This window comes from Sulfuricurvum sp. RIFOXYD12_FULL_44_77 (assembly GCF_001830725.1).
Lineage (GTDB): Bacteria > Campylobacterota > Campylobacteria > Campylobacterales > Sulfurimonadaceae > Sulfuricurvum > Sulfuricurvum kujiense_A.
The window spans coordinates 1-10,039 of sequence record NZ_MIBU01000043.1 but is presented as its reverse complement, the minus strand read 5'-3'; the positions used below and the strand labels follow the sequence as shown (position 1 = coordinate 10,039).

Annotated in this window: 11 protein-coding genes and 1 pseudogene; 6 read left to right on the top strand and 6 right to left on the bottom strand. The window is 44.9% G+C overall.

The features are described from left to right. Positions 1–98: pseudogene (locus A2517_RS02095) on the bottom strand (peroxiredoxin); the annotation flags it as partial. A gap of 13 nt (positions 99–111) precedes the next feature. After that, the gene (locus tag A2517_RS02090; protein WP_294893713.1) at positions 112–1,527 is read right to left on the bottom strand and encodes an aldehyde dehydrogenase family protein; all 1,416 of its coding nucleotides are present in this window, start codon (positions 1,525–1,527) and stop codon (positions 112–114) included. A 134-nt stretch (positions 1,528–1,661) separates the two neighbouring features. Between A2517_RS02090 and A2517_RS02085 the strand changes: the two genes are divergently transcribed. From A2517_RS02085 to A2517_RS02060, 6 genes are all read left to right on the top strand, one after another. After that, positions 1,662–2,111 (top strand): globin, encoded by a 450-nt coding sequence (locus A2517_RS02085; RefSeq protein WP_294893712.1) that lies wholly within the window; start codon positions 1,662–1,664, stop codon positions 2,109–2,111. A 95-nt stretch (positions 2,112–2,206) separates the two neighbouring features. Then, positions 2,207–3,127 (top strand): branched-chain amino acid transaminase, encoded by a 921-nt coding sequence (locus tag A2517_RS02080; protein ID WP_294893711.1) that lies wholly within the window; start codon positions 2,207–2,209, stop codon positions 3,125–3,127. A 9-nt stretch (positions 3,128–3,136) separates the two neighbouring features. Continuing rightward, entirely contained in the window at positions 3,137–4,177 is a 1,041-nt protein-coding gene (locus tag A2517_RS02075; RefSeq protein WP_294893710.1) for a prohibitin family protein, read from the top strand. Between the two features lie 3 nt (positions 4,178–4,180). Further along, the gene (gene hisIE / locus A2517_RS02070) at positions 4,181–4,855 is read left to right on the top strand and encodes a bifunctional phosphoribosyl-AMP cyclohydrolase/phosphoribosyl-ATP diphosphatase HisIE (protein ID WP_294893709.1); all 675 of its coding nucleotides are present in this window, start codon (positions 4,181–4,183) and stop codon (positions 4,853–4,855) included. Continuing rightward, positions 4,852–5,367 (top strand): DUF2393 family protein, encoded by a 516-nt coding sequence (locus tag A2517_RS02065; RefSeq protein ID WP_294893708.1) that lies wholly within the window; start codon positions 4,852–4,854, stop codon positions 5,365–5,367. The genes hisIE and A2517_RS02065 overlap by 4 nt, the downstream gene beginning before the upstream one ends. Then, a complete protein-coding gene (locus tag A2517_RS02060; protein ID WP_294893707.1) occupies positions 5,364–5,900 on the top strand; it encodes a DUF2393 family protein in 537 nt (178 codons plus the stop codon). Before A2517_RS02065 ends, A2517_RS02060 begins: the two co-directional genes overlap by 4 nt. Positions 5,901–5,907: 7 nt before the next feature. Here the strand turns inward: A2517_RS02060 and A2517_RS02055 are convergent, their stop codons facing one another. From A2517_RS02055 to A2517_RS02040, 4 genes are read right to left on the bottom strand one after another with little or no spacing between them, the layout of a single operon-like run. Next, entirely contained in the window at positions 5,908–6,870 is a 963-nt protein-coding gene (locus A2517_RS02055; protein WP_294893706.1) for a TIGR01212 family radical SAM protein, read from the bottom strand. An 8-nt stretch (positions 6,871–6,878) separates the two neighbouring features. Next, the gene (purF, locus tag A2517_RS02050) at positions 6,879–8,228 is read right to left on the bottom strand and encodes an amidophosphoribosyltransferase (RefSeq protein ID WP_294893705.1); all 1,350 of its coding nucleotides are present in this window, start codon (positions 8,226–8,228) and stop codon (positions 6,879–6,881) included. A gap of 10 nt (positions 8,229–8,238) precedes the next feature. Then, the gene (gene dapB / locus A2517_RS02045; protein ID WP_294893704.1) at positions 8,239–9,009 is read right to left on the bottom strand and encodes a 4-hydroxy-tetrahydrodipicolinate reductase; all 771 of its coding nucleotides are present in this window, start codon (positions 9,007–9,009) and stop codon (positions 8,239–8,241) included. Between the two features lie 60 nt (positions 9,010–9,069). Next, positions 9,070–10,011, bottom strand: a complete 942-nt coding sequence (locus A2517_RS02040) for an FAD-dependent oxidoreductase (RefSeq protein WP_294893703.1) — start codon at positions 10,009–10,011, stop codon at positions 9,070–9,072. Positions 10,012–10,039: the final 28 nt, after the last annotated feature.

Below are 10,039 nucleotides of genomic sequence, written 5' to 3'. Positions count from 1 at the left end.
AAAACAATCCATTTTCCGCGCAAATCGCGAGAACAAATCTCTACATCGTCTTGGTTACTCAAACAAAAATCGGGGGAAACACTTCCTACTTCTAACATTTTTAATACCTTTTTATAAAATTACGATTGATTTAATTTCTGTCATTTCTTCGATGGCAAAACGTGGCCCTTCGCGCCCGACACCGCTGAGTTTCACACCGCCGTAGGGCTGAATATCGAAACGGAGTGTCGGCATATCGTTGATGACCACCCCCCCTGCATCCAGTTGATCGATCGCTTGGGTTGCATGAGAGAGGTTATTCGTGAAGACCGAAAACTGTAATCCATACGGTGAGTTGTTCATTTTCTCAATGGCATCGTCTATTCCATTTACCCGCACCAAACTGACAATCGGAGCAAAGACCTCTTCACAAACGATTTTCATCGACTCGGTCACATCCGCCATCACGCACGGATAAAAAATTCGCCCTTCACGGTGCGGAGGAGTGAGAGGTCGAGCCCCCTCTTCCATCGCGCTCTCCACCCAACTCATTGCCCGTTCAGCTGCTTCATCGTTGATCAAAGGTCCTAAAAAAGTCTCCTCATTGTACGGTGAACCGACCACCAATTTAGCAGTCGCTTCCGCCATTTTTTGGGCGAAGGTATCATAGATGGCACTATCGACATAAATACGTTGCAACGAGATACACACCTGCCCTGAGTTGACAAAGGCTCCTATGGCACAACGTGATGCCGCATACTCCAGATCGGCACTCGTATCGATATAGGTCGCCGCATTGCCGCCGAGTTCTAAGGAGACTTTTTTGATCCCCGCACTTTTTGTAATGATATTGCCCACACTGACCGATCCGGTAAAACTGATGACACGAGGGATATCACTGCTGACTAACGTACTTCCCACCTCCGCGTCACCGTAGACGACACTCAGAGCATCAGGGGTAGCAAAAGGGCTTTCGATAAACAGCTGGGAGAGTTTATAGGCACAAAGCGGTGCTTCGGGAGTCGGTTTGAGAACGACCGTATTCCCCGCTACCAATGCAGGAGCTAATTTATGCGCTACTAGATTGAGCGGAAAGTTAAACGGAGTAATCGCTATGACAACTCCAACCGCCTCTCGTCGCCAGTAGGCTTGGGCAGCTCTTCCGCTGGGCATAGCATCGGTATTGATCGTTTCCCCATGCATGGTACGCATCGTCTCGGCGGAGAGGGTGATCGTCTCAATACAACGATCCACTTCAATCCGTGCATAAGTGATCGGTTTACCTACCTCATCACACAAAACTTTTGCGAACGATTCACGCTGTTGGCGGAGTTTGGAAGCAACATCCAGCAACCAAGCACATCGCTGATGCAAGGGGACTTTTTTAGCAATTTTAGAAGCGTTTTTGGCAATGATGAGTGCCTGACGTGCATCATCGGCATTACACTCTGCAGCGCGCGACACGACACGCCCGTCATACGGGCTGAGACGCTCCGTATAGCTTTGAGCCATAACCTCTCGTGAACCCATCCATACATGCGCATCCATAAACTCTCTCCGCTCACTAAATTATGTTTCAATTATACAAATCATCACCTAAAAAGAGGGGGAAGCAGATTCTTTAAGGAGTTTCTTTTCATCTTCTCTTTAGAATGTGTCTCAAAAATACGCAGAGGATCATCATGCTAGAGCTTAAAATTACCGACGGTGTTTTAGGGGTACGCCCTCCTGTCACCAAACCCCATCCGGGATTTTTTTTCCAAGTGGGAGAAGAGCGTTTTCGCAAATTAGTGGATGATCATTATGAGATGATCCGTAACAGCGATATTGCATTTTTATTCCCCGTCAATGATGATGAAGATTTCGCGGCCGCTAAAAAACATGCCGCTGATTTTCTGATTCAAATCTGCGGGGGGCCTGATTATTTTGCTCAAAGCCGTGGAGAACCTCGTATGGTAGGCCGCCACGCACCGTTTCGTATTGATGAACACGGACGCAAAAGATGGCTCGAATTTTATGCGGAACTCCTCCCTCCGCTCGAAGCCGAAGGGATAAATCCCGAATACATCCAATCGTTTTGGGATTATCTCGATGTATTTTCAATCTGGATGATCAACACCCCCTCACATTAATTTTTCCCGCAAACGCGGGAATTGTTATTAGCTTAATAAACATCAAACCCCTTTCACGCTAAAATCTCCCAATTTTTCTTTTGGAGATCTTCCCTATGAATGAAGCCAAATACATTTGGATGAACGGCAAACTGCTCCCATGGAGTGAAGCAAAAATTCACGTCCTTTCTCACACACTGCACTACGGAAACGGTGCTATCGAAGGTACTAAAGCGTATAAGACCCCAAAAGGGTACGCAATTTTTCGTCTAAACGACCACACAAAACGTTTGATTGAATCGGCGAAAATGACCCTTATTACTGTCCCTTATACCGTTGAAGAACTCAACAAAGCACAAATTGAGCTTTTAAAAGCGAACGAATTTACCGGAGAAAACGTCTATCTCCGCCCGATCGTTTACCTCGGTTACGGTGTTATGGGTGTCTACCACAAAGAAGCACCGGTCGAAGTTTCCGTTGCAGCGTGGGAATGGGGCGCATACCTCGGTGAAGAGGGGATGAAGCGGGGAATCCGTTTGAAAATCTCATCATTCAGCCGTCCGAATAACAAGTCGAATATGGGTAAAGCCAAAGCGGTCGGTAACTATCTCAACTCTCAAATGGCAAAATTTGAAGCGGTTGAAGCAGGATACGATGAAGCACTCCTCCTCGATGATGAGGGATACGTTGCCGAAGCAAGCGGTGCCTCGTTCTTCCTTATCAAAGACGGTGAACTTATCACCCCTCCGAATGACAATTCGCTCGTATCGATTACCCAAAAAACCGTTATCGAGATGGCGGAAAATATGGGGATCAAAGTAACACGCAGAAAAATCACCCGTGAAGAGATTTACGTCGCCGATGAAGCATTCCTCACCGGAACGGCGGCAGAAATCACCCCTATTCGCGAAGTAGACGCACGGGTACTCGGTGCAGGCGGACGCGGGCCGTTGACGGAGAAAATCCAAGCGGCTTATTTCGACATCGTATGCGGACGTAATCCTGATTACGACCATTATTTAACCTATATCAATTAAGGATCCTGCATGGCAAGTGATATGAACGACTATTTTAACAAGAAAAAAAATGAGGCTAATAAAGGGGGCGGATTTAATGCTCCTAAACCGCCAAAATTTGATTTTAATATGAACAGCCAAAAAGCGGGAATGTTATGGATCATCGGTGGAATACTTTTGCTCCTCATTTTGGCAAAACCGTTCATTATTATCACTGAGGGGGAACGTGGTATCCTCTCCACCAACGGTAAGTATGAAGATCAAGCATTAATGCCGGGTCTCCATTTCCTGATTCCATTCATCCAAAAAGTCTACATTGTCGATACGAAAGTGCGTATTATTAACTATGCCGATAAAATCGAACGTGCATCGACGGCGGGGGATGGAATCGTCCTCAAGCCGGCGATTACGGTTTTGGATAAGCGCGGACTTCCTGTTACAATCGAGCTAACCGTACAGTATCGTTTAAATGCTCAACTAGCGGCCCAAACAATCTCCAACTGGGGCTTTAGTTGGGAAGATAAAATCATCGATCCTGTTGCTCGAGATGTTGTTCGTAACGTCATCGGTCAATACGATGCAGAAACGTTGCCGATTATGCGCAATGCGATCGCTCTCAAAATTGAAGCGGGTATTCGCAGTAGCGTTGATCGCCAAAAAAATGGCCCTGCCGATCTTGAATCCATTCAACTGCGTGAAATCGGTCTTCCTCAAAAAGTAAAAGATCAAATTGAGCGGGTTCAGGTTGCCAAACAAGAGGTTGAAAAAGCACAGCAGGATGTCGAACGGGCGAAACAAGAGGCGTTCAAAAAAGAGACAGAAGCACAAGGTACCGCAAATGCTCTCACCATTGAAGCAACCGCTCAAGCCAAAGCCAACCATCTCGTAGCTCAGTCACTCACACCGGGATTGCTAAAATTGGAGCAAATCAAGGTACAAGGGAAATTTAACGAAGCACTTAAAGAGAATAAAGATGCAAAAATTTTCCTAACACCAGGAGGCTCTACTCCGAACATTTGGCTTGATACCAAAAGCGGCGACAGCCAAAAAATAAGCTCAATAGGGAAATAACCCATGAATCTTAATCTTATCGATTGGCAAAAATCAGAGCTCCTTCCCGTTATTGTTCAAGACTCGACAACCCTTGAAGTACTTATGATGGCATATATGAATCGTGAAGCGTTGGAACTCTCCCTCTCGACAAGAATCGCGCATTACTACTCTCGTTCTAAAAAGCGTCTTTGGAAAAAGGGAGAATCCAGCGGTCATCTGCAGCATATCGAACAGTTTCTCCTCGACTGCGATAACGATACCCTTTTACTGATCGTTCGTCAAGAGGGTGTTGCATGCCATACAGGCCGTAAATCATGTTTTTTCACTAATATCGAAAGCGGAGAAAGTATCAGTGAACCTACTATCGATACGGCGGCAGCCTACGGTATCATTGATGAACTGTATCATACTATTCTTAGCCGCAAAAATGGCGATCCTGAAACCTCTTGGACAGCAAAACTCCTCTCAAAAGGGGACAATGCTATCCTCAAAAAAGTGGTCGAAGAGGCGGGAGAGTTTAGTTTTGCGATCAAAGACGGAAACGAAGATGAAATTATTTACGAATGTGCCGATTTAGTGTATCACGTCTTAGTCGCACTGGGACATAAAAATATTTCTCCCGATCGCATCAAACAAGAATTAGCACGTCGCTTCGGAATAAGCGGGATTGCGGAGAAAAACTCGCGGGAACAATGAAAGCAAAAATAATCGATTTTATCAACCACTTACTTCTATATGATTACCTCCTCTTCGGGGGTATATTTGTCCTCTTTCTTTTATTATTGGTATTAGCTATCGCTCTTAAAAATAAAATGGGGCTGGCTATTTTTATGGTTCTATTAGCTTTCACCGTCTTAACCGTAGGTTCAGTCGTTGGGTATATCAAACTGCATCAATACCTATTTAAAAATAAAATAGCCCTCCACGAAGTAAAAGCATTGGAATTTACTGAAGCACTTATGATAAAAGGGGAGATCAATAATACTTCAAAACGCCCCTTTCAAGAGTGCACACTTTACGTAGGAGTCCATAAAGTAAGTCATAATCAATATTTAGATCGTCTTTATCCCAATTTTCCATTCAAAAAAGGTGCTCTCAAACTTACAGAAAGGATATCCCCTGGGCAATCGGCACCGTTTAAACTTTTTGTTGAGCCGTTTCGCTATACTAAAGATTACAATATTACAATAAAAGGAGAGTGTCGATGAGCCCGTTAACCATTTGGCATTATCTTTTACTGGTTACTTTAGGATTATTATTTATCATCGGAATTTTAGTTTCAATGCGCACGAACTCAAAATTTTCAATTTTAACGACAATTTCACTTATCCTTTTACTCATTGGTATTTTTGCGTGGAAATCAATCAATGAAAATGTTTATCGTGTTGAAATCTCTAATCTTGATGAAGAGCGCTATTACCAGTCGGAACAAATAGTGATAAAAGGGACAGTTCGTAATGTCGGTAATTTTCCGGTTGCGAATGTCGTCGCAACCGTTATGCTCTCAAATTCTCGCGGTGGCGGTGGCGGTAATAATCAACAATCACTTTTTACACAGCCTTCTGTCTTTGCAGAACTATACAAAGGGGATGATCCCGATTTTAAAACGCAAAATGTTGTGGAAGAACACGTGATAGCGGAATATTTGAATCCCGGGAAAGCCAAATCTTTCACTATTATGATGGATTACCCCTCTCACTTTAAAAGGGCATCCTTTGACGTTACCGCTAAAGTTAACTGAGTTACTCTCAGTACTTTAATCCTACCGCTTCCAACGCTTTATTAATAGAGCGAATCTGTCCATTCTTATCTTTGCACCATAACGGTGCAATCAAACTTTCATCATCAATCCCTGCACTGATACGCTGCACACTGACATAAGAGGGTTTTAAAACTATCGCTTCTTTTAAAACCTCTAAGTAAAGCGTTTCACTAATCGGTTCAAACTCACCACGCGCATATTCATTTGCAAGAGCTGTCCGTTTAACGACATAGAGCGGATGGTATTTGACCGAATCGATCCCTAAGGAGTATGCCTCTTTCGCTGTCTCCAGCATCATCTCTTTACTCTCTCCCGGAAGTCCGAAAATGAGATGGCCGCACACATTCAATCCATACGATTTAGCTCTTAGAATAGTCTCTTTGACATTGGCACTGTCATGTCCGCGATTAATCCTCTCCAGCGTCTCATCGTAGATGGATTGAATCCCGAACTCGATCCAAATCTCCGTTTTTTGTGAGAGTTCTGAGAGATACTCAAACGTCTCATCACTGATACAGTCTGATCGTGTCCCGATACTAAGCCCTACGACATTCTCAAATGACAATGCTTTTTCATAAAGGGCTTTGAGCGTTTCGAAGGGGGCATATGTATTGGTAAAGCTTTGAAAATAGACCATAAATTTCTCAGAGTTATTCTCTTTTTGCAACCGTTTCGAAAGAGAGGTGAATTGCCACTCTAATTGTTGAAGCTGTTTTTCTAAGTGGGGATTAGCGGTTGAATGGAGATTGAGGTAAAACCCCTTAAGAGAGCGAGCATGGTCAAGACTTGGGCTAAAAGAGTCGTTCTCACAAAAGGTGCATCCCCCTTTTGCCACCGTCCCATCAATATTAGGGCAGGTAAATCCGGAAATAGAAACGGGGACTTTAGAGACTTTTACCCCAAATTTACGGTGCAGATATTGCCCGAACGTGAAAATCTGCTCCCGCATAACGGACTCTAAATAATGTATTTGCCGGTAAAACAGGCAGTACAGTAATTCTCTTCTTTGCCGTTTACACTAGCGAGTAATGCTTCATTGCTCAAATATCCCAGTGAATCAGCTTCGATAAAGGCACAGATCTCTGCATTCGTCATATTCGACGCAATCAGTTTCTCTTTATCGGGAGTATCAACCCCATAGTAGCACGGATCGGTTGTCGGAGGACTCGATATTCGCATATGCACCTCTGCCGCCCCTGCCGCTTTAAGCATTCGAACGATCTGACGACTTGTCGTTCCACGAACGATAGAGTCATCGATAACGATCAGACGTTTCCCACGGATAAGGTCGTTGATCGGAGAAAGTTTCATTTTGACTTTCAAATCACGCATCTCTTGGGTCGGCTCGATAAAGGTACGTCCGATGTAGTGATTACGCATGATCGCCATCTCGAAAGGGATGCCGCTAGCTTGCGAATAGCCAATCGCTGCAGGAACACCCCCATCAGGGACAGGCACAACCATATCGGCAACAACAGGCTGCTCTTTGGCAAGCGCTTTCCCCATCGCTTTTCGCATCTCATAAACGTTTTGATTATAAACATTGGAATCGGGACGGGCAAAATAAACGTATTCAAAAATACAGTGTTTCGGAGTCGGCTCAAACACTTTGATCGATTGAGGGGCTTTCCCTTTTTCAAAGATGAGCAATTCACCCGGTTCAACATCACGGATATACTCCGCACCGATCAGATCAAACGCGCACGTCTCCGACGCAACGACATAGCCATCACCGACGCGTCCGAGGCTTAATGGGCGGAAACCATGCGGATCACGCATCGCGAACATTTTAGAGCGGCTGAGAAAAACAAGCGAGTAGGCACCCTCGATCTTTTTGACGGCATCGATGATACGGTCGGTCAAATGGTGCTGATCACTTTTTGCGATCAGATGGATCAGGTTTTCCGTATCCATAAAGGTTTGGAAAATTGCCCCTTTTTTGATGAGGGCATCACGAACCTCTTTGGCATTGGTGAGATTACCGTTGTGAACAATCGACATCTCTCCCAAGTCATAACGGGCAAATACCGGTTGTGCATCAAGAATGGAATCATCCCCTGCCGTCGAATAACGGGTATGTCCGATTGCCATATGCCCTTTGAGGGTATTGAGCTTTTGGGGATCAAACACTTGGGTGACCAAACCCCGATCTTTAATCGTATAGAGTTTTTCCCCATCGCTGGTACTGATTCCGGCTGCTTCCTGACCCCGATGTTGAAGGGCATGGAGGGAAAAGTAAGCCAGTTTTGACGCTTCCGGATGGTCGAAAATACCGACTACTGCACATTTTTCATTTAAGCTACGCACTTTTGTTTCCTTATGCTAGTTCTAAACAGTCTTGAATACTGTAAAGACCGTTTGGTTTTCCCGCCAACCATTTTGCGGCACGAATGGCACCTTTTGAAAAGGTATTGCGGCTGGTTGCGGTATGGTGAAGCTCGATGAATTCACCCTCATTGTAAAATCCGACCGTGTGGCGACCGACGATATCACCGCCGCGTAATGCCATCACGGCAATCTCATCTTTGGTTCTCTCACCGATATTTCCGTTACGTCCGCTGACACGCACCGCATCAAGATCAAGATTCCGTCCCGCTGCCGCCGAGTGGGCAAGTGTGAGAGCCGTACCGCTAGGGGCATCTTTTTTATGACGGTGATGCTGTTCGACAATTTCTATATCAAATCCGTCAAGTGTTTTGGCGGCTAAGTGAACAAGTTGATTCAGTAGGGCAACACCCAAAGACATATTCGTTGCGTACAAAATCGGCATCGATTCACTCGCTGTTTTAAGGAGATTCATCTGATGGGTATCAAGACCCGTCGTTCCGATAACCAAAGGTTTAGGATGTTCAATCGCTTTTTCGAGCAACACCTGCGTTGCTTCAGGTAATGAGAAATCGATAATAACATCCGATCCTTTCAGTAACGTCACCATATCATTCGTTACCAAGACCGAAGGATCGATTGAGAAATTAAGCTCATTACGAACATAGACTGCCCCTAGTGAAATCTCACTTTCATGACGCAAATCTTCAATCAATAACTTCCCGACACGCCCGCCAGCGCCAAATACACCTGCTCTTATCATTATGGACAATCCCTATACTGCATTATTCTAATGACATTTTACACTCATAGTGTTTAAAAGCTATTGATGTCCGTCCACATACCCAATCGCTTGAAGTGCGGCAACGGCACCGTCGCCTGCCGCACAAACGACTTGTTTCGGAGCCGATTCGCGCATGTCCCCTGCTGCGAAAAGACCCGAAACCGATGTTTTCATATTCAAATCAACTTTTACTTCGCCCCACTGGGTCATATCGCATAAAAATGTTCCGTCTTCTTGGATTAAAACCTGATTGTTTACATTATTACCGACAAATACGAATACCCCCGGAACATCAATTTGACGGAGTGAGCCGTCTTCGAGTTTTACACGAAGTCCATCAACTCCCATTGCACCGCCAAATACCTCTTCAGGGATAGCATTTAAAACCAATTCGATATTTGCCGTCCCTTTTACTCTTGCAATGGTATTAGGGGCTGAACGAAAAGTGTCACGACGATGAATCAAATAAACTTTGGTACAGATTTTTGCCAAATAGAGTGCCTCTTCGAGTGCCGTATCACCGCCACCGACAACCGCTACCTCTTTATTTTTGTAGAAAAACCCGTCGCATGTGGCACACGTACTCACACCGCGACCGAAAAACGTATCTTCTCCGATAAATCCGGCACGTTTCGGAGTAGAACCGGTGCAGACAATCACACTTTTTGCCTCATCGGATGAGCCGTCAGATTTTTGGATCATAAAAATTCCGTCTTCACGACGTGATACCCGTGTTACTTCCGACATCTCGTGTTTCAATCCGAAACGTTGGCATTGCTCCGGCCATGGAGTCATAAAATCCATGCCGCTTAAATTATGAGCTGTTGCCCCAGGATAGTTTTCAATCTCTGAACTCATCGTTATCTGGCCGCCGGGAAGCCCTTTTTCAAACATCGTGACATTATCTAATCCACCTCGCGTGGTATATAACCCTGCGGTAAGTCCGGCAGGTCCTCCTCCGATAATCGCACAATCTAACATCAATAGTCTCCTGTTTATAAAACATTAT

Excerpts from the sequence above, each read along its gene's own strand:
- A2517_RS02090 (WP_294893713.1), bottom strand. The coding sequence starts at position 1,527 with ATGGATGCGCATGTATGGATGGGTTCACGAGAGGTTATGGCTCAAAGC.
- A2517_RS02085 (WP_294893712.1), top strand. The coding sequence starts at position 1,662 with ATGCTAGAGCTTAAAATTACCGACGGTGTTTTAGGGGTACGCCCTCCT.
- A2517_RS02080 (WP_294893711.1), top strand. The coding sequence starts at position 2,207 with ATGAATGAAGCCAAATACATTTGGATGAACGGCAAACTGCTCCCATGG.
- A2517_RS02075 (WP_294893710.1), top strand. The coding sequence starts at position 3,137 with ATGGCAAGTGATATGAACGACTATTTTAACAAGAAAAAAAATGAGGCT.
- hisIE (WP_294893709.1), top strand. The coding sequence starts at position 4,181 with ATGAATCTTAATCTTATCGATTGGCAAAAATCAGAGCTCCTTCCCGTT.
- A2517_RS02065 (WP_294893708.1), top strand. The coding sequence starts at position 4,852 with ATGAAAGCAAAAATAATCGATTTTATCAACCACTTACTTCTATATGAT.
- A2517_RS02060 (WP_294893707.1), top strand. The coding sequence starts at position 5,364 with ATGAGCCCGTTAACCATTTGGCATTATCTTTTACTGGTTACTTTAGGA.
- A2517_RS02055 (WP_294893706.1), bottom strand. The coding sequence starts at position 6,870 with ATGCGGGAGCAGATTTTCACGTTCGGGCAATATCTGCACCGTAAATTT.
- dapB (WP_294893704.1), bottom strand. The coding sequence starts at position 9,009 with ATGATAAGAGCAGGTGTATTTGGCGCTGGCGGGCGTGTCGGGAAGTTA.
- A2517_RS02040 (WP_294893703.1), bottom strand. The coding sequence starts at position 10,011 with ATGTTAGATTGTGCGATTATCGGAGGAGGACCTGCCGGACTTACCGCA.